Consider the following 26,501-nt stretch of genomic DNA (forward strand, 5'->3'; position numbering starts at 1 on the left):
AAAAAAAAACACCAATTTACTGAAAAAATGTTATTTTTGTAAAATGTCATTGATTATTCATTTCAAAATTTTGATCCGTGCTATCTGTTATGTTTTTTTATTAAAATATAAAATCGGATAGTTGTTTAATTAGTATCTTACTGATTAAACGAAACGTTTGCCTGGCACTACTCGCCGTTTACGCTTTTTCACTTTTATATTTTATATTCCTTTTAATCATACAAACAAAGAAAATATAATAATGAATAATCAAGACATATTTTTACTATGAAATTAACGCAAACAGATATATCTTTTATTAAGGAATCATTTGAAAAAATGAGAGATAAAAGTGATTTAGTAGCTTTGCTTAATTATATAAAACCAATTTTGTATGGAGAGAAAACTTATCTCTTTACTGTTCACGATCTCAATTATCATATTAACAATAAAAATGATAATAGATATGAAAAATTTGAGATACGAAAGAAATCTGGAAAATCTAGAGTTATTCATTCCCCTAATAATGTATTAAAATCATTTCAAAAATGCCTAAATCTAGTATTTCAAACTGTCTATAAATTTCATTCTTCAGCAACAGGTTTTATAGGTGGAAAATCTATTGTTGATAATGCAAAAATTCACGTTGGGAGTAATTATGTTTATAACATAGATTTAAGAGATTTTTTTCCAAGTATAGATCAGGCTAGATTGTGGGGAAGACTACAATATCCTCCCTTTAATCTTAATAAAGAAAATGATAATATCCAATTAGCAAACATTATTGCTTATTTATGCTGTCATAAGTATAAGGTTAAGCGTTTAATTGATGGTAAGTGGAAAATAGTTGAAAAAAGTGTATTGCCACAAGGTGCTCCAACTTCGCCAGTTGTAAGTAATATTATCTGTCAAAGATTAGACTTTTATCTTTCTGCTGTTGCGAAGAGATTTGGCGCAAAATATTCTCGATATGCAGACGATATAACATTTAGTTCAGTGCATCATATTTATAAAGAAAATCATGCATTTATATTAGAAGTTCAAAAAATTATTGCCAATGAAAATTTTACTATAAACCCTCAAAAAACAAGATTACAAGAAGGTGCTTATAAACAAATGGTGACTGGTTTGGTTGTTAATCAAAATGTAAATGTTTCGAAAAAATATATTAAAGAGTTAAGAATGTGGTTGTTTTTTTGGGAAACTTATGGGGTACAAAAAGCTACTGTAAAATTTAATTTGTATCGTGCTGGTCAAGATATTGGAAGTTCTTCTAATATGATAAAAGTAATAAGAGGGAAATTAGATTTTTTAAAAATGGTTAAAGGTGCTAATAACTTAGCATACTTAAAATTATTAAAGCGATTTACAGAATTAGTATCTGCACAGAATTCTATGCAAAAAAAGCTTGATAAGCAAAAACATATTGAGACTTTTAAAATTTCAGATTTTAATTTACATCAAAAAACAACACATCATGAACCCCAAAAATTAGTTTCTTTATTAAATAATTTTACTGCGGGAAGTAATCTTAAATACGCAACACATGGCTGGGAAGAGCATGAGACTTACGATGAATTTATCATTAAGCTTACTAGAGATTGGCAAAAAATAGAAGATGATCTCTTTGATTTAAAGAAAACTTTTGCAACTAAAATTAGTGTTTTTTTAGATTCTGAAAAAGTAGAAGAAATAGGATGGGGGGCTAAAACTGCAAATGAGAGAATTTATTTCGGTTGGAAAAGTAAATCTTTGGTTGAATGGAGTCATGCAAATCCTAATAAATCACCATTCTATTTTCCAATACCGCAAGATAAAAAGGTGTTCTTTGACGGTATCCAAACTAATTATTTTTATGATGTAACGGAGATATTTAAGCGTCAAATTGAAATTAGGGAAGAGAATAATCATTTGCATAATCTTTTTATGGATCTGCGTAAAAATTATTTAGGGTACGATTTTAAATTAACCTCAATAAATACAAAAGGAATTACTTTTTTTACAGATGTTAATACTCTTAAAAATGGAATAATTAAAATTTTTGAAAGTATTAAAAAAAGACCACAATTTCCAAAAATAAAAATTGTAGTGGAACATTTAGAAAACTCTATTGAAATTAAAATAATTCATGTGGATTCAATTTGTAATCGACCAATAAATGATAATAAAATTTTGCTTGCAAACACGGGAGATTTTGCCGATTTGAATAAGTATTTTACTAATTTATGTGATTGGTCAATAGAGTCAAATTTTATTGATGGGAAATCATATAGAATTAATTATCTTGATTCGAGAGTGGGTATTGATAAAATATCGACAATTAGCAAACGAGAAGGATTTACCTTCATTTTAAGATTTTATTTATAATGAAAAAAATTCTAATATTAGAGGATAGAGTTACAAGGCAAGAAAGTTTTTTAGAAGATAGCAATTTATCAAAAGATTTTTTTGTACGACATAAAGATTTTATAGATAATTTTGAAGGAACTTTATTTGAAGACTTTAAAGAAAAATTAGCAAACGAAGAAGAGTATGATTTTTTATTAGAATATAACTGTGTTATTGTTCATCGATCAGCATTTAAAAAAGAAATAATTAATAAAATATTCTCTTTTTGCAGTAAAAATAAAATTAATCTGGTGTATTTTTCGGGAGGTATCTCTTCAACTAATCTTCGAGAAGATTCTAAATTTTCATTTCTAACAATAAATTCAAAACAGTTTTATTCTTCAAACTTGGCTATGTTTATAGATGAATTTAGAGAAACTGGAAATAATAACTTAGGAATATTAGCTTTTGGTGAACGATATGAATTAAATATTTTGTTATCCTTTTCACATAAATTATCTTTTGTAAATGCTGTCAAAATTCTTGGGGAATATTGCTTAATTGAAGAGTTTGTTGAGAGGTATGATGTTGATAATGAATTTGTAAGATCTATTTTGAAATCTAAGTTTATTTGGTTTGATGAAGATAACATTGATAATGCATTAAAAACATTGGAAGTTGTGAATAGTATAAAGAAAATCATTGAAGAAATAATAACTGAAAAAGTAAAATTTAATGACTAACATACTTAATATAAATTCTGAGGGTCTAAATGATTCTATCTTTAATGATAAATTGTATAATATTATTGATTTTCCTTTTCCATCTATTTCTTTTGACCCGAAAGATTCTTCAGATTTCAATATAGATACATTTATTTCTAATAGAGTAGTCAATTTAATATCAGAAATTGAATGTGATTTAATTATTATACCAGTATCGTTAACTGATAATTTTTTAGAGTTTGTTGGATTGCGATTAGGTTATCATATAAGACTGACAAAAACACAACATCAATTTAAGCCAATAATTTTTTTAAGTGATATTGAATTAAATGAGTTGTTAAAATTGAATGCTTTGTCTGAAATTTTATTTGCAAATGGAAGCTATCTATCGAAGACTAGCAAGAAACCAATTTTAGATTTAATTACAACGGGTAAACTTGATTCATTAAAGGCTGATAATTTTAAAAATTTTATCGAAAAAATAAATTTTTCAGCACCTGCAAATTACCTTTCAAATCATTCAGTGGCTAATGAATGGGGAATATCGAGATGGGCAGATGTTTTAAGGGTTAATGACGAACAAATAAGTCAAGTAAAAGAAAATGTTGAAAGTTTGTTGTATTTTAAGTATCTTATCAATAAATATCCTCCGTCTACTACTATAGTTTCTAATTACTTATGTTCTGGGAGAGGGAAAGTTGTTTATATAGATGATGAATGGAATAAAGGATGGAAGACTGTATTGGAGAAGTTTTTTTCATTTAGTCCGTCGATTAGTTTCTATGTTTTAGAAGAGAATTTTAAAGATAAAAAGTCTGAGGACATTGAAAAAGTTGTAGTAGATTTTATAGTTAATGAAAATCCTGATTTAATTATTTTAGATCTGCGTTTGAATGATGGTGATTTTACACACAATACTTTAAAATTATTTACAGGCTATAAAATACTAGAGACGATTAAATCTCTAAATCCAGGATTTCAGATTGTTGTTTTTAGTGCCACAAGTAAAATTTGGAATTTACTAGAACTTCAAAAGAATGGTGCTAGCGGATTTATTCTTAAAGAAGCTCCAGAATTAAATGTTGAAATCAATTATGCAAAGAAATCTATTGAATTTTTAAAAAAGCATGTTGAGGAAGGATTAAGTAAATCGAAACATAGAATTATTTGGGAATCAATGAAAAAAGCTAAAGGAGCTACTAATTATAATAATAGTCATTATATTTCTGAATCTAATATCTATATTGATATTGCTTGGGATTTAATAGTTTCAAATAATTTAAACTATGCTTATCTAACTCTTTATCAAATGGTTGAGAGGCATGGGGAAATAGAATGGCAATTGTCCGATGATACTATGAGAATAAGTTCGGGTATTGTTAACATAATCGATGTTGTATCAACTTCTCCTTCATATTTAGCAATATGGAAGTTAAGGCATATGGGGGGGCGAAATAGTTATTTTAAGATAGAAAATAATAATGTATCAAGTGAAATAAAAATTTCTGCATTAGTACAAATTTCAGCTGTATGTGCTTTTAGATTAGGAAAAGATAATGCTTATTTGACAAGGATAGGAGCGTTAAATCAACTTAGAAATGAAATTGCACATGAAGGAAAACAATTGACAAATTATAATGAAATAGAAGAACTTTTAAATCTTTTGTATGATATAAGAAATACAAATATTTGATAGTACTAGGTTAAAAGAATATGCACGCACGTATATTACTTACTCCATATAAAAAAGGTGTCCTTTTTAAGAGACACCTTTTATTTTTATTTAAAATTCTTTCAATTCATAAGCATTATTATCTTTTATCTTTCTTTCATAAATATAAAGAGAATAATCGGTAATAGTTTTGGTACTCAAAATCTCAATATCTTCTTTGTTCAAATTGATAAAGTAAGAATAAGTATATCCTCCAGCTTCAACTTTAGAATTGATTTTTGCATCTGGTTTCTCTAATACTGTTCCGTCAGAGAATAATATTTTTAAACAAGTTTTGCCAACGTTTAATGTTGTTCCGTATGATTGTAGTTTTAGATAAATTATACTAGCTCCATTTTCTTCTATTTTTGTTAGCGAGTATTCAAAATTAGTAGGAGTGTGTAGGGTAAACTTATCTTTTAAAGTGGATGTTAAATATCCTGTTTATTTCGATTGTTTTTTTGTTTAATGATTGTTTGAAGAAAAAAACAGAATTAGAAGAATTTTAAATGTTTTGTCCCATTACATTTTTTAAGTTTATTTTAATGAAATCAATGTGAAACTTCGAGGATAAAAAAATAAGAGCACTTTTGGAATTCGTTTTTTAAAATTAATCTCAAAATAGTGAATTTTGTGGAATAGCACTTTTATTTCATATATTCGCTAAGCAGTCAAAAGCACTTTACATTTATGCGATTCTACATCAACAATGAACATTTGCAACAACAAATTGAGTATCCGTCTAGGTATGAGACAGCGAATTTGTTTAAGAGTACGGTTGTTGTTTTTAGTGCTCTTTTGCTGTTTCTTTTGTTGTTTACCCCTTTTGGAGTGTATGAGCCGGAGCACAAAATGAACTATTTTTTTATCTGTGCCTTGCATGCCTTTTCACCTGCGCTGCTTTTTTATTTGTACTTCTCCACTTTGAATTATTTTAGAAGAAAAAAACAGCTGTTAGCTAATTGGAGTTTGCTTAGGGAATACCTGCACATGAGTCTTTTTTTAATTTTGGCGGGTATAGCGAGTTTTTTAATGCGTGATTTGATTTACAACAATGCCTATAATTGGTCGCTACGCTATTTATGGGAAGAAATTCGAAATTGTTTTGTCGCGGGAATCTTCTTTTATTTTTTTCTCAGAGTGGTTAGTTTCTATTTTCAGACCAAGCAAGGTTCACCATTTGTACTCCAATTTCAGCCACTCAAAAGTGAAGAAGACGAAAAAGTTGCTTCCTCTCCGCTTTTTATTACGACACAGGTAAAACAGGATGATTTTAGTTTAAATATAGACGATTTATTGTTTGTAAAAGCAGATGGGAATTATATCGAATTAACAAAATCAACCAACAACAAAATCGAAACAGAATTGAAAAGAATTTCCCTTAGTCAATTCGAAACGCAAATTTCAGCTTATCCACATTTCTTTAGATGCCATAGAACGTATTTAATAAACATGTTCAAGGTTGAAAAAGTTACCGGAAATTCGCAGGGATATGTATTGTCATTTATAGGTACCGAAGAAAAAATCCCCGTTTCCAGAAAACAGTTAGACAATTTTAATAACTGTTATCAACAGCTCAGAAAGCCAAATATAGCTTAAGGTTGTTGTTCGTCACAAAAGCTTGTTGCTGATAACATGGCATGCATAGAAGCCTTTATCTTGTTGTACGTTTGCCTTAGCTAACCGATTGCCGGTTGTGTAAAGTAACTTTAGAACAAGTCATCATGTCATTAGAAATCCCGAAATCCGGTCAGTCAGATCAATTAGTATATATTGACAATATTAAAACCATATTGACGATATTAGTTATTCTTCATCATACCGTTATTGCCTACGGAGGGCCGGGTGGCTGGTATTGGGTGCAGAAAACAAGCAGTTTTGGAGCACTCATCCCAATGACAATGTTTGTGAGTATAAATCAGTCCTTTTTCATGGGCTTTTTCTTTTTGCTGGCGGCGTATTTTACCGGTTCGTCTTATTCTAAAAAAGGAGCTTTCCATTTTATTATGGATCGGTTGATTAGATTGGGGATTCCATTATTGTTTTACTCCTTTGTACTTTCTCCATTATTAAGTTATTTGGTTTATTATTTTGCAAAAGGACAACATATAACCATTTTTCAATATCTGTTAGGATACGACAGTTGGATTGATTTTGGAGTAATGTGGTTCGTTGCCGCATTGCTACTATTTAGCTTGATTTATGTATTTCTGCAAAGCATCTTTAAAATCGATTTTAAGAAATCAGTACCGGTACCGGGAGCATTTCAAATTGTAGCATTTGCAGTTGCATTGGGAATAATCAGTTTTGTCGTGAGAATTGCATTTCCGGTCGGATGGGTGCTGGAGCCTGTTGGTTTTCAATTAGGTCATTTTACACAATACATTGCTTTGTTTAGCGTGGGAATTATTGCAGCCAGAAACAATTGGTTTGCGCAACTTTCGGACTTGACTCAAAAGCGACTGCTAAAATCAATTGTGTTAAGTTTGCTGTTTTTTCCTGTATTTTTTCTTATCCGCGCAAAAGTAAACATGCCCATATCATGGTACTCAGGCGGATTTCATTGGCAGTCGTTGTTATATGCCATTTGGGAGCAATGGATCGGAATCTCTATACTGACGGTATTTTTGGTCAAAGGAAGAACAAAATGGAACACCAGATCGGCAGTACTACGTAAATTGGCACGTCTTAATTTTGTTGTATACATTTTTCACCCGCTCGTAATTGTAGGTTTGACGCTGGCTATAAGAAATTGGGAGGTTGATCCTGCCTTAAAATTACTTTTAGTAGCTCCAATAGTACTTGGAGCAAGTTATGGCCTAGGAGGACTTATTTTACGAATTCCCGGCGTGAAGAAGGTACTTTGATTGTAGTTTTTAGAACTGTCTCGGTTTTTAGTCACAGTTTTCAGTCACAGTTTTCAGTTACAGTTTACAGTTTACAGTTTACAGTTTACAGTTTACAGTTTACATTTTTACAGTTATACTTCCCAGTTTCAGCATGCGACTGAAAACTGCGACTGAAAACCGCGACTGCGACTAAAAAAAACTACTTCTTAGAAAACAAATTCTCCACCACCCACGCAGGGCCAATCATTAAAAACTGAAGATCCTTGAGAAAAGAAGGCTTTTTACCTTCGATATTATGTCCGTAGAATTGTCCGACCCAGGCGATTGCAAACACACCGATGGAGAACAACCATAGCGGTAAAACTTGTCCGATATAATAATTTACGATCAGACAAAGTGCTGAAAGAATAGCAATTTTAAACGCCATTGCAACCGATAGCCGAATATAGAAGAGCAGTACAAAAATCAATACGACAACTGCCCAGTTTTCTACAATAGGAGCATTGAGTTGTAGGGTACCGGCAATAAAACCGCTTGGAATACTCATTAATAAACCCACAATCGAAAAGTAGATTGCCGGAACACAGACGTAATGGATCGCTTTGTTTTTTGGATTTTGATGACTTACGGCATATTCTTCAAACCATTGCTCTAATGTTCTCATACTTTTGAATTTAGGTATATAACAAATCTATTAAATATTATTTGTTTTTTTATAATTTAAAATAGGAATAATGAGTTCTAAGTGTCTCAAAAATAATAATCTGCAAAACGTAAAAAAGTAATTCGAAGGCCATTGGAAATTGTGAATATCTATTTTTTAAATTGTCGATTTTTATGCCCTTTAAAATCTATCTTTGGCATCCTTAAAAACAGAAGAAATGAGCGTAATTTGGTACGAATGCAAAGTAAAATACAGAAAAACCGATGAGACCGGAGGACAAAAAGTTACTTCAGAACCTTATTTGGTAGATGCGGTATCTTATACAGAAGCAGAAAGCAGAATCAATGAAGAAATGGCTGCTTACGTTAGTGAAGAATTTAAAATCACGAATATAAAAGTGGCAAATTTCGCCGAGATACACCCATTTGAAAACGCCGATCGTTGGTTCAAATCAAAAGTTACCCTAATGGCTTATGACGAAGAAAGCGGTAAAGAGAGAAAAACCAATATGTATCTTTTGGTACAGGCCAATGATGTAAAAGAAGCTTACGATAATACGATTACGGTAATGAAAAACACGATGGGAGATTATACGATTCCTGCGATTTCAGAATCTCCGATTATGGACGTTTTCCCGTACTTCAGTGGTGAAGAAGGAGAATTAGCGCAATTGGAAAGATTCAATACCTTAAAAGCTTCAAAACCTGCATTGGTTGCCGTTGGTGACATGGGAGAGACTGTAGATGACCTTATGGAGGTTTAAAATCAAGAACTTTCAAAATTATACAATTAAAAAGAGAACAATTTTGTTCTCTTTTTTTTTGTTTCAAGTCTTTGTGTGTAATTATTCTTAACACATAGAGACATAGCTTTAGAAACTCAAAAACAGGCATTTCACTTATTTAAAAAACAGAAAGTCTGTATCTATGTAAAAAACAATTTTCTTTTTATAGTCTTTTTTTTAAAAATAGAACCTATGTGTCTATGTGTTTAAAAAAAAATTAGGTGCAATTCAATCCTGAGGTTGTTTCCTGATTATATTCAAAAACACTATCCCATAATTTGTCGATTTTTACAAGTGCATTATCGAGTCCGATAACTTCCCATTTGCCGTTGGTTTCTATACCAAGACCAATATTTTGTAATTTTTCTAAAGCATCTTTTACATCAAAATCCAGGTCAGTGTGGAGTTCTGTCAGAAACCAGGATTCAATTTGAGCATCGAGTTCATCTTCGGTAAGCGGAGTAGGGCTTCTGTATAAAAAAGCATAGGCCAATATCGTTTCCTTAAGCACTTCTTCTTCCGAAGAGTTTAAGAGTGAGTAAAAAGCACCGCTGTTGTTTCCGAGATTCTTAAAATAAAGACTGTCGGATAGCATTTTTCCGTATTTGATTTTTTTATTGATAAAGTTGCTGTACTGACGAAACAAGTAAGCACACAATATTCCCAGTGCAATTAATCCCTGATTTAATGAAGCTTTACTGTTTAGCAAATCAATTGTTTCGCCCGATTGATACGCAGCGTACATGCCAATCAATGCCGGAATTACCGTTGTACTCAGTAAAGAAATACCACCTCCGATTCCCGGTACCCAAAAGAATAATTTATCCCGGGTTGACATTCTTGGAATGGCGTTTGGAAATATCGTTTCGAGATCGTTTTTAGGAACACGTTTAAAGATTTTTAACCCGATAGAACCCGGGTCAACTGGCATTTTTCCTAGCTTGACTTTTTTCTCTTTCAGATAATCGGCTTCGTTGTAATTAAGATAAACCATCACACGATCGTAGTATTCTACTTCTATTTCCTTTTTCCAGAAAACAAATTTAGATACTTTTTCTGTTGCTTTATGATGGCCGCGAACGTACAATTCGTAGTCTTTAAAAGCATTAAAATCGATAGAAAGATTCAAGCCAATTAAGTCAGATTCTTTAAAGGCTCTGTCTAAAGTTTCCTGATCTATACGAGTGTAATTGCCGTGGGCTAAAACCTTATGAAGCGTTTCTTTAAAAATCAAAAAATCACTTTTACCAACAAATGCTTCACGCTCTTTCGGACTCAAATCGGGGTCGAATAAAGCGTAGTTCTGTTTTAGATTGCGGTTTAGGTTAAAGGCTTCGTAATGATAGTAATGTTCAACAATGTCAAACAACTTTTTAAAAGCATCACTTTTTTGTGGGTCTTCAGCAAAAACACTTATTTGTTGCTCGAGTAAGAATTCCTTGTTGAAAGGAATATAATGTTCTCGTGTCATATTCGATTTGGAACTTTAATTTTTGGTGGGCTTCTTTTTTTTGAGTAGCAAAGAGGCAAAGGTACAAAGGTTTGGACTGTTTTGATTGTGGAATTTTGGGGTCAAAATTCCATTTCTCAGAAGAATGGCAAGGCTACGGAAAATTAGAATTACAAATTTGCGTTATCCGGTTTTTCTAAGTGTTTGGAAATAGCGTCTGTATTAATGATTCTGAAACGTCCCGGATATTTTCCCCAGATGTGTTTTTTATTGCCATAGTAGTCCATATATTCTTCACAAACAAAAACAGCATGTGCCGTAGACCATGCTACTACACCACAATATTCATTTCCTGTTAATCGTTTTAACGGCAGTACTTGTTTGTCTTTTTCGAATCCTAAATACTTATAAATGGTTGGCGTATATACTTCACCATCTTCCAAATCCTCTAATGCTTTGTCAAAAGTTGATTCTCTGTCAATAATTTGTTTGTATTTTGCCATTACGGCATAGGCCAATACGGCGTAGTCTTTTATTTTGGTGTTTTCTTCATTCTCTTTAATAAAAACAAAACCCGCAGAAAAGCTTGCTTTATCAAGTTCTTCATTTTTTAAAGTAAATGATGCATTGTTTTTTAATGTTATTTTATACCCGTTATCGTTTACTTTTTCAGTTACAAAAAGGTTGTCCAGTCCATAAACATTTAAAGAAGCCTTAATAAAAGCAATCGAGGAACAGTTGGTACGTTCACCCTGTTTAAAGCTGTCGAATATTTGATCGGAATTCAATTGTGCGTAAGAATTTGAACAAAGAAGCATTAAGAATAAAAATGTTGAAGTGATGGCTTTCATTGTCTTTAGATTTTAAAATTGCTTCCCAGGCAATTTTGATAATCTTGCAAAGCTAAAAAATTCAACCAATAGTTGTTGTTTTTACGACGTAACTTTTTCTCAAAAAATGAACTATTATTCTATTCGATAATTTCGTCAGGAATCCATCCTTCTGCATTGGTTTTTACATTTCTGGACCATGTCCACCCATTTAAGGATTTGATTTTTTCGATGTCATCCCCTTTTTCAACATCTAATTCTTTGGCGGAATAATATTCTAAAACTTTACCGGTTTTTTTATCGTTCGAAATTTCAAGTATTTGCAGCGGTATCCAGCCTTTATTGGTTTTGCTTTCTGCCCAGATCCAACCCTTCCATTTTTCTTCTTTTTCCTCTTCTCCCAGATTTACAATTTCGGCTACATGCAAAACAATAGGATCTTTATATTGGGTTTTATATGTTTCGAGAATTTTAAAAGTTTCCATGGGAGTACCGGTTTAATTTTAATTGTCTGAGTTTTTCAAAAATACCAATATTTTTTAGGTAGGATTCGACTATTGAAGTTTTATGTTCTGAAATTAATTTATCTGCTGTTACCAAATCCAAAGACAAGGCCTAAGGCAGCTATCAGATTACCATCTTTAGAAGTCGTTCCGTCATAATTGCGTCCAAAAGAGAATGTCAATTTCTGATTTTTTAAAATAGCATAATCGGCATTTGCCATAAGCCTCCAGGAAGAGTTAGTGGTGTTTTTAGACAAGGCACTTCGGTAAATGGCCTCTATACTGCAATTAAATTTAGATTGTGATTTTCCTATAATGTACCTGACTCCGGTATCAATAGTAGAGACATTGTTCATTTCGTTTACCTGATTGTCTAAGGCAAAGATTTTATCCGGATTATATAAATATCGTACTAAGCCTAATAGGGAACCCGATTTTTCCCAAGTATAACCAAAAGTGGTCCATATTCCCGAATTGTAAACTTTTGAATTGTTGAAGTTTTTATTTCTGAATTCGGCACTGATACCGCCCGCAATATCCCACGTAAAATTGACTCTGGCCAGCTGGAATTGACTTGCCAGTTGCTTTATCTTGGTATCGATTCTTTCAAATTTGTTTAAATCGCTATCACCATTCTTTGTTTTTGAACTTATATTGTCATCCAATAAAATTTGTATTTTCAAGGAAATAATGGAGTCTAATTTATCTGCTTTTTTATATAATAATTCAACAAGCTTGGTATTGTCGTCTGATGTATCATTAGGATCAATTCCTATAAAAATAGCTTTTCGTACTTTTTTCAGACTATCAATTTCGAGCGGAAGGTTTTCATACACCTCCATGTGATTGTCTTTCATCAATTTTAACTTTTCCTGCTGCAATAAAGCAATTGCTGTTAATTGATTTTTAGTTTTGCTGTCATACTCACCTCTGTAAATAGAAAACCGGAAACCAAAAGCAGCGTAGGTGCTTGCAGGGTCAAAATTATTCGAAATGGAGTCTGTATTTTTAACAGCAAAAGAGAGGACCAAAGTCTGCTTTACTACTTTTTCGCCAGAGGAATTACTCAGGCCTTTGGTACTGATATCACCCGGATTGTCTTTTTTAAACAACCAAAACGGAGCAATATCGATAGCATAATTGGAGGGCAATTGCGAAAAGGAATTTGTTGCTGTTTGCAAGGAGGTCATAAAAGCAGAGACATCCGTTGGTTTGTCGATGTCGCTTTGCGAAAAACCTAATAGGTTGGAAGCGGGAGAAATTGGAGCTTTTAATAAATCAAATTCCTCACTATTATCTTTTTCCTGGGCTATAAGTGCGAGGTTTGTAAAGAGAAAGAAAACTAAAATAAATCGGGTAGCTATTTTTTTCATAATCACAACTTTGTAGAGTCAGTAAAATCAATATAACAATAGTAATCTGCAGATTCTCCTTCTTTGTCGACCATTTTGTATAGGGGATAGGTTCTGGTTATGAAACCGCCGGATAATTTTACAGTTAATGAAGTTATATTGGTTTCTTTAGAGGTATCGGTTATGACAGCTTGTATTTTAAGATTTTTTCCATGCAGTAATTTATTTTCCTTAATGGCTGTTTTAGGCAAATTACCACTATGGGCCGTTTCAGAGGGATTGCTATTAGGGTCAGGAACAATGACTTCATCGTTTAGCGATACAATCAAAGAAGAGGTCTGCCCCTGATCACCAATTACTATTTCTACTGAAACCATTCGATTGGAATCATTAATTAAATAAAGCGTGTCTAATGTAGTTTTGGTTATCATAGCGGTGGCAGTTAAAATTATTTTGTAGTAAAAGTAAGCTTAAATTAAAGATATTGATGAGGTGTTATTATCTTTTTTAAACAAATTATAAAACGAAAAAAAAGCTCAACTGTTTAAAGTTGAGCTTTTGTGTATTTTTGAGGAACAGATTGTTACTTAAAAAAACTATTCAATAAAATCTGATACTTCCTTCCCACAGGAATAATTTCGTTCGTATTCATGGTTAGGTTTTTGAACGTAACCGCTTTAATTTTATTAACGTTTACGATATAAGAACGATGTACCTGAAGAAAGTCAGTGCTGTCAATTTCTGAGGTGATACTGGCGAGTGAGCCGTAAATAAGCAGTGGTAAGTTGAGTTTAGCGCTATACAGTTTCATATAATTACCCAAACTTTCGATGTATAAAATATCACTGATTACAACATCGGTCATTTGTCCATTTACGCGTACGGAAAGCACTTTTTTGTTGGTAGTATCATCCTTTTTTAGGCTTTTTCCGGAATAATACGTTCTTGCTTTTTCGATAGCTTTAGAGAATTTTTCAAATGAAATGGGTTTCAACAGATAATCAATTGCATCATTTTGATAGGCAGAAAGTGCAAAATCAGAATAGGCCGTTGTGACAATGGTAAGGGGTCTTTTGGGCTGTATTTCCATAAGTTCAACACCCGAAAGAAGCGGCATATTAATGTCCAGAAAAATAATGTCATAGTTGTTTTCATTGAGCATTTTTAGTGCCTCCATACCACTAAAAGCGCTTCCGGAATGCTCCAGATCGTCAAATTTAGAAATATGTGATGCCAATGCCTTATGTGCGGGCGATTCGTCATCAATAATCAGACAGCGGTAGGTAAGTGCCATAGGTTTAGTGTTACGCTAAAGATGTTTGCTTCTTTTTTACAGGTTAATTCGTGTTTTAAACCGTATACTTCAAGACGTCGTTTTAAGTTTTCAATTCCGATTCCTGTGCTCGAAAGTCGGGAACCGGTTTCGGGATAATTATTCTTTAAAGTGAAAAACAAATTCTGCTGGTCTACCTTTAAATCTATTGTAATAAAGGGTTCGGTTGTTTCAGCAGAGAATTTCACAGCATTTTCTACCAGCGGCAAGAAGAACAAAGGTGGAATTTCGATGTTGTCAAATGAGCCTTCATAATTTTGGGTAATGCCCAGCCTTTCGTTCCGGAACGTATAGTATTCGATATATTTTTTAATGAAATCTATTTCTTCGGCTACAAAGACAAAATCTTTTTTGGTCGCTTCAATCTGATACCGCAGTAAATCAGAAAGGTTCAGAATTCTGTCGGGAAGTTTCTCGGGTTCAGACAAGGATTCGCCATATAAATTATTCATGGCATTCAATAAAAAATGAGGATTCAGCTGTTGTTTTAAAAACGAAAGCTCTGATTTGAAATTAATAATGTCTTTATTGGTCTGAGATACTTTTTTCATAATAATCATATGAAGAAAGTAAAAAGCAATCCCGTTTATCATAAGCGATACAATCGATAGAGTTCTCGATTTCTCTAATCCGACCAATGGAAAATACCAATTCATAAAATAATAAAAAGCAGTCCAATAGATGAAAAGAAGGAAGAAGAAAGTTTTTATTTTTTTTTGAAACAAAAACGGTCTGATGATACAAAGATTAAAAAAGGTAATCCAGATAATGCAAGGAAAAAAGCCTAAAGCAATTTTGGTAGTAATGAAGGATAAATCTTGTCCGGTGAATTTTGTTTCATCGTAAACACAGATAAAAATAAGCCCAAACAAAATGATATTCAGGATGAGGTTTCTAAGAAAAAAGTTCTGGTAAATTTTGAGAATCGTCATAAGGACAAAATTAGGGCAATATTGTAATTTACAATAGCGTAGCGAACAAAAATTATACGAACGCCATTGGTGTAAATTTTGACGCCATTGGTGTAATTATGCTGTTATAATAAGCACTTCTCATTTACATTTGCTTTGGTTTTTGATCATTGTAAAAAAACAATTTGGAACCGAATCGGAGTCTGAAGGTTTTTTCTTAACTTTAAGCACCTCAAATTTAGAAGGTGTTTTTAAGTTCAACCAGCTGGAGTTTAAATCCGGTGTTACTTAGGAATATCGAGTTACACCTCAGGCAAACGTTTTTTTTGAAAAACGTTAAGGTCAGAAATGACAGCAGAAGGTGAGCAAACCAACCGAATGGTTACGATCAGAAAGAAAATATCCGGACTTAGATATAGGTTTGGTATATCGGACTGTCTTTTTTAGACAAAATTAAAAATTCTAGTTTTTTTATTATTTAAAAATAGCGTTATGGTTGTTGAGGTTTTTAAAACAAATGTTCAGAAAGAATCAGACAAAAATTATATAATTGCAGTGATCCAGACCCAGTTTCCTGATTATAAAATCAATTTTGATCTGGAGGACTGTGACAAAATTCTAAGAGTTGAAGGTATCGAATTAGAGCCCAAAAACATAATAGATTATGTAAACTGTCTGGGGTATATTTGTGTGCCGTTAGAGTAAGTAAGTTTTATACTTTCCGTTATTGAATCCGTTTATAAAAAAAACCGGTACATCGAAATATGAGTTTTTCAGGCTTTTCTCAGGATTGAAAGAGTTTCTTCTGTTTATGTGCATAATTTTTTAAATTTGTGCTCTTATGAAAAAAGCATATTCCCTCTTTGACTTTTCACAAAAGGTTAATTATAAAAATGAAATTTTAGCAGGTTTAACGGTGGCGATGACGATGATTCCCGAATCATTATCTTTTGCAATTCTCGCTGGATTTCCTCCTTTGGCCGGTTTGTACGCAGCTTTTATTGCAGGTTTGGTGACTGCTGTTTTTGGAGGCAGACCCGGGATGATTTCGGGTGGTGCAGGAGCAACGGTGATTGTTTTGATCGCCTTGATGAGATCACACGGAATAGAATATGTTTTTGCAGCGGTCGCACTGGGGGGAGTAGTACAAATTGCTATTGGACTTTTTAAATTTGGAAAGTTCATCAGACTGGTTCCACAACCTGTGATGTTTGGTTTTGTGAATGGTCTTGCGGTTGTTATTTTTATGTCACAGCTAGAACAATTTAAAACCATTGTAAACGGACAAACAACCTGGCTTCAAGGAACTTCTTTGTATGTTATGGCAGGATTGACGGTACTTACAGTGGCTATAGTGCTACTTTTTTCTAAAATTACCAAAGCAGTTCCGGCATCTTTGGTCGCGATATTGGTAGTTTTTGTCCTTGTTTTAGTGTTTAATATTGAGACTAAAACAGTTCAGGATATTGCTTCGGTTCAGGGGGGATTTCCTCCGTTTCATATTCCAAATATTCCACTTTCTTTTGAAACTTTTAAAGTAATATTTCCCTACGCCGTAATCGTGGCAGCGGTAGGTTTAACAGAAGGTTTGCTAACCCTTAATCTAGTGGACGAAATCACCGGAACACGTGGTAATAGTAACAGAGAGTGTATCGCACAAGGGAGTTCTAATATACTGAATGGTTTCTTTTTCGGAATGGGAGGCTGCCCGATGATTGCGCAAACTTTGGTAAATCTTTCGGCAGGTTCCAGAGCCAGACTTTCGGGAATTATTGCTTCATTAACCATTTTAGTAATCATACTTTTTGGCGCTCCCGTAATCGGTAAATTGCCAATGGCCGCTTTGGTGGGAGTTATGATGATGGTAGCAATTACGACCTTTGAGTGGTCCAGTTTGAGGATTATAAACAAGATGCCCAAACACGATATTTTCGTTGGAATTCTGGTCGCAGTAATTACTATTTTACTACACAATCTGGCCTTAGCAGTCTTGATTGGTGTAATTGTTTCTGCACTGGTTTTTGCCTGGGAAAGCGCTAAAAGAATCCGCGCCAGACATTTTATGGATGCTGAGGGTGTGAAACATTATGAAATTTACGGTCCTTTGTTCTTTGGCTCAATAGCCACTTTTATGGAGAAATTCGATATACAAAATGACCCCAACAGAGTGATTATTGATTTTAAAGAAAGCCGTATCGCGGACATGTCTGCGATTGAGGCTGTAAATAATCTGACCAGAAAATACAACGAATTAGGTAAAGTAATCGAGTTAAAACATTTAAGTGAGGACTGCAGAATATTACTTAAAAATGCAGCTGCTGTGATTAAGGTAAATGTAATCGAAGATCCAACTTATAAGGTAGTAAGCTAATTGATTTTTTTAAAGAGACACGAATTGCACTAATTTGCACTAATCTGTGCGCAATGATTTGAAGAGAAATTCGTGGGAATTAGTGCAATTAGTGGCGAAAAACAGCGCAAAACTTCTTTCTAAAGCTTTTAAAAACATCAAATAACAAAAGTAAACCTTATAGTTGTTTCGATTATAGATAAAAGAAAAACGCCAAATAGAAAATTCTATTTGGCGTTTTTTAGTGTTAGAAGTTAAGAACGATTACATCATTCCCGGCATACCGCCACCCATTGGCATTCCGCCAGCGTTTTCTTCTTTAATATCAATTAAGGCACATTCTGTAGTTAAGATCATTCCTGAAACAGATGCAGCGTTTTCAAGTGCTACACGAGTTACTTTTTTAGGATCGATAATTCCTGCTTTTAACATGTCTACATACTCATCTGTTTTAGCGTTGTATCCAAAATCACCTGAACCTTCACCAACTTTAGCTACTACTACAGAACCTTCAAGACCTGCATTTTCAACGATAGTTCTAAGTGGAGATTCAATAGCGCGAGATACAATCTGAATTCCTGTAGCCTCGTCAGCATTATCTGCTTTTAAGTCAGCCAAAGCCGCTTTAGCTCTTAATAAGGCAACACCACCACCGGCAACGATTCCTTCTTCAACAGCAGCACGAGTAGCGTGTAAGGCATCATCAACTCTGTCTTTTTTCTCTTTCATTTCTACTTCAGAAGCAGCTCCAACATAAAGAACAGCAACACCACCGGCTAATTTAGCCAAACGCTCTTGCAATTTTTCTTTGTCATAATCAGAGGTTGTAGTTTCCATCTGACCTTTAATTTGGTTCACACGGTTTTTGATGATATCCGCTTCACCTGCACCACTTACAATTGTAGTGTTGTCTTTATCGATAGAAACTCTTTTTGCAGTTCCTAACATTTCGATAGTAGTGTTTTCAAGGGTATATCCTCTTTCTTCAGAAATTACAGTACCACCGGTTAAGATAGCGATGTCTTCTAACATTGCTTTTCTTCTGTCTCCAAAACCTGGCGCTTTTACAGCAGCAATTTTTAAAGCTCCACGTAATTTGTTTACTACCAAAGTCGACAAAGCTTCTCCGTCAACATCCTCAGCAATAATCAATAATGGTTTTCCTGATTGAGCAACCGGCTCTAAAACAGGTAGTAATTCTTTTAAAGAAGATACTTTTTTATCGTATAATAAGATGTATGGAGAATCTAATTCAACTTCCATTTTCTCTGGATTTGTAACAAAATATGGAGAAAGGTATCCTCTGTCAAATTGCATTCCTTCCACAACGTCAACATAAGTATCTGTTCCTTTAGCTTCTTCAACAGTAATTACTCCTTCTTTACCTACTTTAGCGAATGCAGTAGCGATTAAATCACCAATAACTTCGTCATTGTTTGCAGAGATAGAAGCAATTTGTTTGATTTTATCAGAATCACTTCCAACTACTTTAGCTTGTTTCGCTAAGTCCGCAACGATAGCTTCAACTGCTTTATCGATACCACGTTTCAAGTCCATTGGATTGGCACCTGCAGCAACGTTTTTTAAACCTTCTTTTACAATAGCCTGAGCTAAAACAGTAGCCGTTGTAGTTCCGTCTCCGGCTAAATCATTGGTTTTAGAAGCAACTTCCTTAACCATTTGCGCGCCCATATTTTCTAATGGGTCTTTTAATTCGATTTCTTTTGCAACAGAAACACCGTCTTTAGTAACCGTTGGTCCACCAAATGATTTCCCGATAATTACGTTACGACCTTTAGGTCCTAAAGTTACTTTTACAGCATTTGCCAATGCATCAACACCACGTTTTAATCCGTCACGTGCTTCAATATCAAATTTTATATCTTTTGCCATTTTTTGTTTTTTGTTTAAAGTTTGAGTTGTTTCAAGTTACCGTAGTACTTCACTCTTACTATTTATTACTTACTTTTATTTTTAGATTATCGCAAGAATATCTTCTTCACGCATGATTAAATAATCAGTGCCTTCTAGTTTTAATTCTGTTCCGGCATATTTACCATAAAGAACAGTGTCACCAACTTTTACAGTCATAGTGTGATCTTTAGATCCGTTTCCAACTGCAACTACAGTACCTTTTTGTGGTTTCTCTTTGGCAGTATCTGGAATAAAGATTCCTGAAGCAGTTTTAGTTTCAGCTGCAACAGGCTCGATAAGTACGCGGTCAGAAAGCGGTTTAATATTTAAAGCCATAATTTTATTTATATTTAGGTTATACTTTTTAATGTTCAAAAACTTTCAGAAATTATGCCATGCTTCAAAAACTGACATTATTTCCTAAAAAAAATGCCAGCTTTGACAGGCTGGCATTTCAATTTTATATCAAAATTATTATTTTGTTGCAGGAGCTGCCGGAGCAGGAGTTTGTTGAGCCGGAGCAGCTGGTGTTTTGGCAGCAGGAGCTTCCGTTTTCTCAATAAGTTTAGAGTCAGTATCACTTAATGATCCTGTAAAGCTTAAGCTTGAAAGTAAAATTAAAGCAATTAAGATAGTAGCTAACGTCCAAGTACTTTTATCTAAAAAGTCTGTCGTTTTTTGTACTCCACCTAGCATTTGAGTCCCACTAATTGTAGAAGACAATCCGCCTCCTTTAGGATTCTGTACCATAATTACTACGATCAATAGAAAGCAAACTATTGTGATTAAAACTAAAAAAATTGAAAATGTGCTCATTGTTTAATTGTTATTGTTATTTTGTTGTAAAATCTTTATATCCGATATGCGGTCTGCAAAGAAACTAATTTTTTCTGGATATTTCAAAATTAATATTTCATATGCTTGGATTGCTTTTGTATATTTCTTTTGTTCCAAATAGACTCTGGCTAAAGTCTCTGTCATCAGGTATGGATTCTCTTCCTTATTGATGTCAAATTGAGTAGTGGTAGTAGCTGCTACGGACTTGACCGGTGCGATTTTCGGATTTGTTTCGATAAATTTATCGATTAATTCCGCTTTTTTCTTTTTCTCGTCCTCTATTGTTTCTGTTTCTTCAATTGGAACAATAACTTCAACAACAGGTTCAGGAGCCTTTTCAACTTCGCTTACGGGTTCTGTATTTTCTTGTGGACCTTCACTAGTTCGGTCAATTGGTTCTGTTCTGGATAGTTGCAGCCATTCCTGAAAGGAATGTTTTTCGTTAACAGAAAAATCCAACGGTTTTCCGATTTCCAGATTTTCTTCCGCAATTTTTACGGTTTCCTGAGCTTCTGTTTCTTTTGACTTTTCCGTAATTACTACCTCTTCAAAAACAACGGTTGTGGCTTCTTTCAAAGAAATAAAGTCAGATTCCGCAATAGGTTCAACACGAACTTCTGGAATTGTTACCGTTTCTTCAGCAACAATTGAAGGCTCTTCCGGTGTAGAAGTTACAACAGGTTGTTCTTCTGTTTGTATTGGTTCTTCAATTACAGCAAGTATTTCTTCTTCTACAGGAACAGCAACAGGTTGTTCTGTGGCAGAAGGTATAATTTGTTCTTGAGTTTCTTCCTTTATATAAGTTGGAACAGTTTGTTCGTCTGTTTTTATTAATTCTTCAAAAACAATTTCGGTTTCTTCTTTTGCAGGTGTTAAAGGTTGCTCAACAACAAGTGCAGCAGGCTGTTCTTCGGTTTTTATCAGTTCTTCAAAAATGACCTCCTGTTCTATTTTTATTGGAATAATAACAGGCTGTTCGATAACAGGTTGCTCTTCCGTTTTTACGGACTCTTCAAAAACAACAGTTGTCGCCTGTCTTATTGAAGTCAGTATAGATTGTTCGATTGGATCGATTCGGATCTCCGGAACTTTTTGGATTTCGGGTAAAACAATTTCACTTTCAAAAACAGTAATGTTTAAAAGATCCAGCAGTTTTTGATCGTAATAGTCATTTTGAATGGATACAAAATTCTCAGAAGTTATAAAGTCAAATAATACAGAACGATCTGTAGTATGAGCTGCAGTAACCTTTAAGGCATAATTATACTTAAAACTATTCTGATCATAAAGTCCTTTTAATCGTAATGCTCTTGCACTTTGAAAATACGGAAATTCATTCAGAACATTGCCTAATCCCTCCGTTTGCTTTTCGGTAATAGCATCGGGTTTGTTTATTAGGTATGTATAATCAGTTACGTTCATTTCTTTTTGTTTAATCGTCGAATTGTTTATTTGTTTAATCGGGAAGGTTACTGTTACATCATTTTAATGAATAAGAGATGTAACGGTTAAACCAAAACTACCATTTTGCCAAGGACTCATTGAAAATATCCTGGGTAATTCTGTCGTAAATCTCTTTAATAGCAGAATTTAAAGTAGAACCTACCAATTGCTCTGTTCCCGGATAATCTTTGTAGAATTCAAATGTTCTTTCAAAATCATCCGCTTCCTTTTTTCTATTGGTAAATCGAACATTAATACGGATCGTTAAACGGTTTTGAGCCGCTTGTTGGTCGGCGGTTGCTGTCATTGGAGTAGTTCTGTAATCTACAATTTCTCCTTCATAAACCAAATCCCCGCCAGTGCTGACTAAGTTTAGATTAGTTTGATTCTGAATTAAATCCTGCAAAGCCAAAGTAAAATCCCTGTCGATTCCCGGCTCAATCAGAGCAGCATTATTCTGGAAGAAGTTAACTTGAAACGTTTTGCCATCAATTTGTCCTGTTCCTGTGAAATTGTAAACATTGCAACCACTTAATAAAAAGAGGCTGATTAGAGCTAAGAGAGAATATATTTTTTTCATAATAATAGTTAGAAATTCCAATTTTTTGAAATTCCAAATTCCAATTTTGGGCGAGGGCCATTTTTGGAATTGTGAGCTTTCATTTTTTTTCAAATATACCAATTTGGAATTTGGAATTTATTTTTTGGAATTTAGTTTTTATCTACAAGTCGAATTGTTTGATTTTTCGGTATAAAGTTCGTTCTGAGATGCCTAGTTCATCAGCGGCGGCTTTACGTTTTCCTTTGTTTTTCTCTAATGACTTTTTGATCATTTCGATTTCTTTTTGTTCCAGACGTAAAATCTCTTCCTCTTCAATTGTTTCGGCATCGAGATAATTGTTGTCATCCTGCATGCGATAATTGTCTTCGCGGGCGGTAGGTGTCATGACAGCTGTTCTTGGTTCTTCTTCAAAATCAATTTCACTTTCATTTTCCTGTGAGCCGTATATTTTCTGAATTAAATTAGGATTGATATCCTGCACTTTTGAACTGCCGTTTTTCATTAATTCTAAAGTGAGCTTTTTCAAATCATTTAAATCACTTTTCATATCAAAAAGGACTTTATACAAAATGTCTCTTTCCGTACTAAAATCACTTTCTTTTTTCTTATCGCTGATTACCGAAGGTAAATTACTTCCTTCCGTAGGTAAATAAGATTGTAAAGTAGATAAGGTAATATCGCGATTGGTTTCTAAAACAGAAATCTGCTCGGCTACATTTCGCAACTGACGAATGTTTCCATTCCATCTGAATTTTTGCAGCAACTGAACGGCATCATCATCTAATTTCAAAGGTGGCATTTTGTACTTATGTGCAAAATCGGCCACGAATTTTCTAAATAATAAATGGATGTCTTCGTTTCTTTCACGCAAAGGCGGCAAGGTTATTTCAACCGTAGTCAGACGATAGTACAAATCCTCACGGAATTTTCCTTTTTCGATGGCATTGAACAAATTGACATTGGTTGCCGCAACGATTCTCACATTGGTTTTTTGAACTTGTGAAGATCCTACTTTTATAAACTCTCCATTTTCAAGTACACGGAGTAATCTAACCTGAGTGGTTAGCGGTAATTCACCCACTTCATCGAGAAAAATTGTTCCGCCATCTGCCACTTCAAAATACCCTTCACGGGTGCTCGTCGCTCCTGTAAAAGCGCCTTTCTCATGGCCGAAAAGTTCACTGTCAATAGTTCCTTCCGGAATAGCTCCACAGTTTACGGCAATATATTTACCATGCTTTCTGTGCGAAAGCGAATGAATGATTCGTGGAATATTTTCTTTACCAACACCACTTTCTCCCGTTACCATTACGGAGATATCGGTAGGAGCAACCTGAATTGCTTTTTCAATAGCGCGGTTTAATTTTGGATCATTTCCAATAATTTCAAAACGTTGTTTTATTGCTTGAACGGTCTCCATATATTTTTTGTTTCAAGTTTTTATTTGTTTCAAGTTTTTTTGCAAGACTTAAAACTTAACTTTTTAAACTCTTTTTTATGTCTAACGAATTAAAAAGTTGTTTTAATTCATTGTATTGATTGTCGTTTAAATCTTCTTTAATAATAGGTAAAGCAGAGTTTTTTTGAACATATATTAATAGCCAGGATTTAGTTTCTTTAATTTGATACATTTCATTCCAGAAATTCTCTATTTTAAAAGTTTCACCTTCTTGTATGTAAGAATTTCTGTTAAATGTTATTTTTTGAGTTTCTAAATTTCTTTTGTCCTTTACTAATTTTTTTTTGATGTTTGAAGATAATCTGATATAGGCAAAAAACCAAATAAAAATAATTAAAACCAAAGGTAAAGCATCAAATATGTCCCATTCTATTGCTTTATACGATCCTGTAAATAGCGAAATAATTTTATGTTTTAAAAGAATGACAGGAATAAATAAAATAATCCATTTTAGATAAGGGATGTTGAAAAGTAAGTATTTAGAGACTTTAACTAATTTATCTAGGTTAGGCTTATATTTAATTGTGATTTCTTTTTCCATTCTTACTTCTTGCGACTGGGCTATTTAATTTAAATCATACATCTCAAATTCCGGAAATAACCTGAAACCTGAAACCTGAAACCTGAAACAATCTAATTCATCCCAGAATACCCCGCAGCTTCTCCTTTAAGAGTTCCGCTGGTGCAGCTTGTGATTTTTACATTCACAAAATCCCCAATTTTATAATTCTCTTTCGGGAAAACTACTGTGATGCTTTGAGAGTTTCTGCCTGAGAATTCTTCTTTTGATTTTTTAGAAACCTTCTCAACTAAAACTTCTACCGTTTGACCGATAAACTCTTCAGAACGGAACCAGGCGTGTTTTTGTTGTAAATCAACAATCTCTTGCAATCTTCGGGCTTTGGTTTCTTCGAGAACATCATCCTCCATTTTTCTTCCTGCCAAAGTTCCGGGACGCTCTGAATACGAATACATATAACCGAAATTATACTTCACATATTCCATTAAACTCATCGTATCCTCGTGATCTTGTTCGGTTTCTGTTGGGAAACCGGCGATCATATCTTGTGAAATCGATGCATTGGGAACAATTGCTCTGATTTTATCAATCAAAGCCATGTATTCTTCACGGGAGTGCAGACGATTCATTTCTTTTAGAATTCGGTTACTTCCCGATTGAACCGGTAAGTGAATGTGTTTACAGATATTCGGGTATTTTGCAATAACGTGCAAAATGCTTTCGTGCATATCCTGCGGATTTGAAGTCGAAAAGCGAATACGCATTTTAGGAAAACCAACTGCAACCATTTCAAGCAATTGATCAAAATCTACTGCTGTTGCTTTTTGCATTTCAGACGCATTTACGAAATCTTTTTTTAGACCGCCACCATACCAAAGGTAACTGTCAACGTTTTGTCCCAAAAGCGTAATTTCTTTAAAGCCTTTGCTCCATAAGTCTTGAATTTCCTGCATAATACTTTGCGGTTCACGGCTGCGCTCACGTCCACGTGTGAAAGGTACCACGCAAAACGTACACATATTATCGCAACCACGCGTGATCGAAACCAAAGCGGTGATTCCGTTACTCATTAAACGAACGGGTGAAATATCTCCGTAAGTTTCCTCTTTCGATAAAATTACATTGATAGCGTCACGACCTTCTTCAACTTCTGCCAATAGATTAGGTAAATCTTTATAAGCATCCGGACCAACAACCAGATCGACTATTTTTTCTTCTTCCAAAAACTGACTTTTCAAACGCTCGGCCATACAGCCCAAAACACCCACTTTCATTTTTGGATTAATTCGTTTTACAGCATTATACTTCTCCAGACGTTTGCGAATCGTTTGTTCGGCTTTGTCTCTGATAGAACAGGTGTTTACTAAAACCAGATCGGCTTCTTCTAAAACCGAAGTGGTGTTATATCCGCCTTGTGATAAAATGGAAGCTACGACTTCACTGTCCGAAAAATTCATCGCACAACCGTAACTCTCTATAAAAAGTTTTTTGGTATTCTCAGGTTTATTTTCTAAAACAAGACTTTCGCCCTGTTTGCTTTCTTCAATAATCTTTTCCATAAGGCACTTTCAGAAGTGAATTTTAATAAGGTGGCAAAGGTACAATTATTTGAATGATTATGACAAGATGTCAGATGAAGATTTAACATTGTTTTTGTGCTTTTTTTGAGTTTAAAAAAGCCGTTTCAAGGCTATTATAGATCGCATTATTTTGAATTGCCTCCTGCTTTAGCTGGAGGAGTATAGTTTGATTTAAGAGTTTAATGGCTTTAGCCAAAATAAGCACCAGTTTGGCTAAAGCTCAAAGTCATTAAGGTAAGAGACTTTTTTACGCAGATTCTGCGGATTCTGCGGATTTTTTTAATTCCATTCCGCTAAAATCTGCGTGAGACTTTTTTTTGACAATCCTTAACTTAATGATATTGAGCTAAAGTAGGGGTAGATTCAAAATGATACTTTTGCAAAAATCAATTGGTATAAAATTTTGTAATTCTAGGA

Annotated in this window: 23 protein-coding genes and 1 pseudogene; 8 read left to right on the plus strand and 16 right to left on the minus strand. The window is 33.8% G+C overall.

The window, feature by feature from the left end:
* The first annotated feature begins 267 nt into the window (after positions 1-267).
* The 5 genes from AB674_RS21985 (at position 268) to AB674_RS16665 (ending at position 7,610) form a co-directional block, all read left to right on the plus strand.
* Positions 268-2,346, plus strand: coding sequence for a reverse transcriptase family protein (locus AB674_RS21985; protein ID WP_053004310.1), 2,079 nt, complete (start codon positions 268-270; stop codon positions 2,344-2,346).
* On the plus strand, positions 2,346-3,050 hold the full coding sequence (locus AB674_RS16650; RefSeq protein ID WP_047778395.1) for a hypothetical protein: 705 nt from the start codon (positions 2,346-2,348) through the stop codon (positions 3,048-3,050). The genes AB674_RS21985 and AB674_RS16650 overlap by 1 nt, the downstream gene beginning before the upstream one ends.
* Positions 3,043-4,725 carry a response regulator gene (locus AB674_RS16655; RefSeq protein WP_047778396.1) on the plus strand — a complete coding sequence of 561 codons (1,683 nt, stop codon included), beginning with the start codon at positions 3,043-3,045 and terminating at the stop codon, positions 4,723-4,725. The genes AB674_RS16650 and AB674_RS16655 overlap by 8 nt, the downstream gene beginning before the upstream one ends.
* A gap of 708 nt (positions 4,726-5,433) precedes the next feature.
* Entirely contained in the window at positions 5,434-6,342 is a 909-nt protein-coding gene (locus tag AB674_RS21990) for a LytR/AlgR family response regulator transcription factor (protein ID WP_053004311.1), read from the plus strand.
* Positions 6,343-6,467: 125 nt separating this feature from the next.
* Positions 6,468-7,610 (plus strand): acyltransferase family protein, encoded by a 1,143-nt coding sequence (locus AB674_RS16665; protein WP_047778397.1) that lies wholly within the window; start codon positions 6,468-6,470, stop codon positions 7,608-7,610.
* Between the two features lie 181 nt (positions 7,611-7,791).
* On the opposite strand, the gene AB674_RS16670 is transcribed toward AB674_RS16665, so the two are convergent.
* Positions 7,792-8,256 carry a DUF962 domain-containing protein gene (locus AB674_RS16670; protein WP_047778398.1) on the minus strand — a complete coding sequence of 155 codons (465 nt, stop codon included), beginning with the start codon at positions 8,254-8,256 and terminating at the stop codon, positions 7,792-7,794.
* A gap of 217 nt (positions 8,257-8,473) precedes the next feature.
* Between AB674_RS16670 and AB674_RS16675 the strand changes: the two genes are divergently transcribed.
* Positions 8,474-9,019, plus strand: coding sequence for a DUF4494 domain-containing protein (locus AB674_RS16675; RefSeq protein WP_047778426.1), 546 nt, complete (start codon positions 8,474-8,476; stop codon positions 9,017-9,019).
* 238 nt (positions 9,020-9,257) lie between these two features.
* On the opposite strand, the gene AB674_RS16680 is transcribed toward AB674_RS16675, so the two are convergent.
* The 7 genes from AB674_RS16680 to AB674_RS16710 form a co-directional block, all read right to left on the minus strand.
* Positions 9,258-10,511, minus strand: a complete 1,254-nt coding sequence (locus tag AB674_RS16680; RefSeq protein ID WP_047778399.1) for a TMEM143 family protein — start codon at positions 10,509-10,511, stop codon at positions 9,258-9,260.
* Between the two features lie 149 nt (positions 10,512-10,660).
* Positions 10,661-11,341 carry a hypothetical protein gene (locus AB674_RS16685; RefSeq protein ID WP_047778400.1) on the minus strand — a complete coding sequence of 227 codons (681 nt, stop codon included), beginning with the start codon at positions 11,339-11,341 and terminating at the stop codon, positions 10,661-10,663.
* 119 nt (positions 11,342-11,460) lie between these two features.
* A complete protein-coding gene (locus AB674_RS16690) occupies positions 11,461-11,805 on the minus strand; it encodes an SH3 domain-containing protein (RefSeq protein WP_047778401.1) in 345 nt (114 codons plus the stop codon).
* Positions 11,806-11,903: 98 nt separating this feature from the next.
* Positions 11,904-13,196, minus strand: a complete 1,293-nt coding sequence (locus AB674_RS16695) for a hypothetical protein (protein ID WP_047778402.1) — start codon at positions 13,194-13,196, stop codon at positions 11,904-11,906.
* A gap of 2 nt (positions 13,197-13,198) precedes the next feature.
* The gene (locus AB674_RS16700) at positions 13,199-13,606 is read right to left on the minus strand and encodes a hypothetical protein (protein WP_047778403.1); all 408 of its coding nucleotides are present in this window, start codon (positions 13,604-13,606) and stop codon (positions 13,199-13,201) included.
* A gap of 152 nt (positions 13,607-13,758) precedes the next feature.
* Positions 13,759-14,469 carry a LytR/AlgR family response regulator transcription factor gene (locus AB674_RS16705; RefSeq protein ID WP_047778404.1) on the minus strand — a complete coding sequence of 237 codons (711 nt, stop codon included), beginning with the start codon at positions 14,467-14,469 and terminating at the stop codon, positions 13,759-13,761.
* On the minus strand, positions 14,445-15,440 hold the full coding sequence (locus tag AB674_RS16710) for a sensor histidine kinase (protein ID WP_047778405.1): 996 nt from the start codon (positions 15,438-15,440) through the stop codon (positions 14,445-14,447). Before AB674_RS16710 ends, AB674_RS16705 begins: the two co-directional genes overlap by 25 nt.
* Before the next feature lie 471 nt (positions 15,441-15,911).
* On the opposite strand from AB674_RS16710, the gene AB674_RS16715 reads away from it, so the two are divergent.
* Positions 15,912-16,124 carry a hypothetical protein gene (locus tag AB674_RS16715; RefSeq protein ID WP_047778406.1) on the plus strand — a complete coding sequence of 71 codons (213 nt, stop codon included), beginning with the start codon at positions 15,912-15,914 and terminating at the stop codon, positions 16,122-16,124.
* 136 nt (positions 16,125-16,260) lie between these two features.
* Complete coding sequence (locus tag AB674_RS16720) at positions 16,261-17,790, plus strand: SulP family inorganic anion transporter (RefSeq protein ID WP_047778407.1); 1,530 nt, start codon at positions 16,261-16,263, stop codon at positions 17,788-17,790.
* 243 nt (positions 17,791-18,033) lie between these two features.
* On the opposite strand, the gene groL is transcribed toward AB674_RS16720, so the two are convergent.
* The 8 genes and pseudogenes from groL to miaB all read right to left on the minus strand — a co-directional run bounded on the left by groL (position 18,034) and on the right by miaB (position 26,063).
* Complete coding sequence (groL, locus tag AB674_RS16725) at positions 18,034-19,662, minus strand: chaperonin GroEL (RefSeq protein WP_047778408.1); 1,629 nt, start codon at positions 19,660-19,662, stop codon at positions 18,034-18,036.
* Between the two features lie 81 nt (positions 19,663-19,743).
* Complete coding sequence (gene groES, locus AB674_RS16730) at positions 19,744-20,019, minus strand: co-chaperone GroES (RefSeq protein WP_047778409.1); 276 nt, start codon at positions 20,017-20,019, stop codon at positions 19,744-19,746.
* Between the two features lie 138 nt (positions 20,020-20,157).
* Positions 20,158-20,499 carry a preprotein translocase subunit SecG gene (gene secG / locus AB674_RS16735; RefSeq protein ID WP_047778410.1) on the minus strand — a complete coding sequence of 114 codons (342 nt, stop codon included), beginning with the start codon at positions 20,497-20,499 and terminating at the stop codon, positions 20,158-20,160.
* Positions 20,500-20,502: 3 nt separating this feature from the next.
* Positions 20,503-21,039 (minus strand): annotated as a pseudogene (locus AB674_RS23250) (tetratricopeptide repeat protein); the annotation flags it as partial.
* Positions 21,040-22,039: 1,000 nt separating this feature from the next.
* On the minus strand, positions 22,040-22,543 hold the full coding sequence (locus AB674_RS16745) for an LptE family protein (protein ID WP_047778427.1): 504 nt from the start codon (positions 22,541-22,543) through the stop codon (positions 22,040-22,042).
* Between the two features lie 142 nt (positions 22,544-22,685).
* The gene (locus AB674_RS16750) at positions 22,686-23,945 is read right to left on the minus strand and encodes a sigma-54 interaction domain-containing protein (RefSeq protein ID WP_047778412.1); all 1,260 of its coding nucleotides are present in this window, start codon (positions 23,943-23,945) and stop codon (positions 22,686-22,688) included.
* A gap of 55 nt (positions 23,946-24,000) precedes the next feature.
* Positions 24,001-24,525, minus strand: coding sequence for a YcxB family protein (locus tag AB674_RS16755; RefSeq protein WP_047778413.1), 525 nt, complete (start codon positions 24,523-24,525; stop codon positions 24,001-24,003).
* 92 nt (positions 24,526-24,617) lie between these two features.
* On the minus strand, positions 24,618-26,063 hold the full coding sequence (miaB, locus tag AB674_RS16760) for a tRNA (N6-isopentenyl adenosine(37)-C2)-methylthiotransferase MiaB (RefSeq protein WP_047778414.1): 1,446 nt from the start codon (positions 26,061-26,063) through the stop codon (positions 24,618-24,620).
* Positions 26,064-26,501: the final 438 nt, after the last annotated feature.

Source organism: Flavobacterium sp. ABG (assembly GCF_001027725.1).
Taxonomy (GTDB): domain Bacteria; phylum Bacteroidota; class Bacteroidia; order Flavobacteriales; family Flavobacteriaceae; genus Flavobacterium; species Flavobacterium cupriresistens.

Coding starts and splice junctions, on each gene's coding strand:
- AB674_RS21985 (WP_053004310.1), top strand. CDS start 268: ATGAAATTAACGCAAACAGATATATCTTTTATTAAGGAATCATTTGAA.
- AB674_RS16650 (WP_047778395.1), top strand. CDS start 2,346: ATGAAAAAAATTCTAATATTAGAGGATAGAGTTACAAGGCAAGAAAGT.
- AB674_RS16655 (WP_047778396.1), top strand. CDS start 3,043: ATGACTAACATACTTAATATAAATTCTGAGGGTCTAAATGATTCTATC.
- AB674_RS21990 (WP_053004311.1), top strand. CDS start 5,434: ATGCGATTCTACATCAACAATGAACATTTGCAACAACAAATTGAGTAT.
- AB674_RS16665 (WP_047778397.1), top strand. CDS start 6,468: ATGTCATTAGAAATCCCGAAATCCGGTCAGTCAGATCAATTAGTATAT.
- AB674_RS16670 (WP_047778398.1), bottom strand. CDS start 8,256: ATGAGAACATTAGAGCAATGGTTTGAAGAATATGCCGTAAGTCATCAA.
- AB674_RS16675 (WP_047778426.1), top strand. CDS start 8,474: ATGAGCGTAATTTGGTACGAATGCAAAGTAAAATACAGAAAAACCGAT.
- AB674_RS16680 (WP_047778399.1), bottom strand. CDS start 10,511: ATGACACGAGAACATTATATTCCTTTCAACAAGGAATTCTTACTCGAG.
- AB674_RS16685 (WP_047778400.1), bottom strand. CDS start 11,341: ATGAAAGCCATCACTTCAACATTTTTATTCTTAATGCTTCTTTGTTCA.
- AB674_RS16690 (WP_047778401.1), bottom strand. CDS start 11,805: ATGGAAACTTTTAAAATTCTCGAAACATATAAAACCCAATATAAAGAT.
- AB674_RS16695 (WP_047778402.1), bottom strand. CDS start 13,196: ATGAAAAAAATAGCTACCCGATTTATTTTAGTTTTCTTTCTCTTTACA.
- AB674_RS16700 (WP_047778403.1), bottom strand. CDS start 13,606: ATGATAACCAAAACTACATTAGACACGCTTTATTTAATTAATGATTCC.
- AB674_RS16705 (WP_047778404.1), bottom strand. CDS start 14,469: ATGGCACTTACCTACCGCTGTCTGATTATTGATGACGAATCGCCCGCA.
- AB674_RS16710 (WP_047778405.1), bottom strand. CDS start 15,440: ATGACGATTCTCAAAATTTACCAGAACTTTTTTCTTAGAAACCTCATC.
- AB674_RS16715 (WP_047778406.1), top strand. CDS start 15,912: ATGGTTGTTGAGGTTTTTAAAACAAATGTTCAGAAAGAATCAGACAAA.
- AB674_RS16720 (WP_047778407.1), top strand. CDS start 16,261: ATGAAAAAAGCATATTCCCTCTTTGACTTTTCACAAAAGGTTAATTAT.
- groL (WP_047778408.1), bottom strand. CDS start 19,662: ATGGCAAAAGATATAAAATTTGATATTGAAGCACGTGACGGATTAAAA.
- groES (WP_047778409.1), bottom strand. CDS start 20,019: ATGGCTTTAAATATTAAACCGCTTTCTGACCGCGTACTTATCGAGCCT.
- secG (WP_047778410.1), bottom strand. CDS start 20,499: ATGAGCACATTTTCAATTTTTTTAGTTTTAATCACAATAGTTTGCTTT.
- AB674_RS16745 (WP_047778427.1), bottom strand. CDS start 22,543: ATGAAAAAAATATATTCTCTCTTAGCTCTAATCAGCCTCTTTTTATTA.
- AB674_RS16750 (WP_047778412.1), bottom strand. CDS start 23,945: ATGGAGACCGTTCAAGCAATAAAACAACGTTTTGAAATTATTGGAAAT.
- AB674_RS16755 (WP_047778413.1), bottom strand. CDS start 24,525: ATGGAAAAAGAAATCACAATTAAATATAAGCCTAACCTAGATAAATTA.
- miaB (WP_047778414.1), bottom strand. CDS start 26,063: ATGGAAAAGATTATTGAAGAAAGCAAACAGGGCGAAAGTCTTGTTTTA.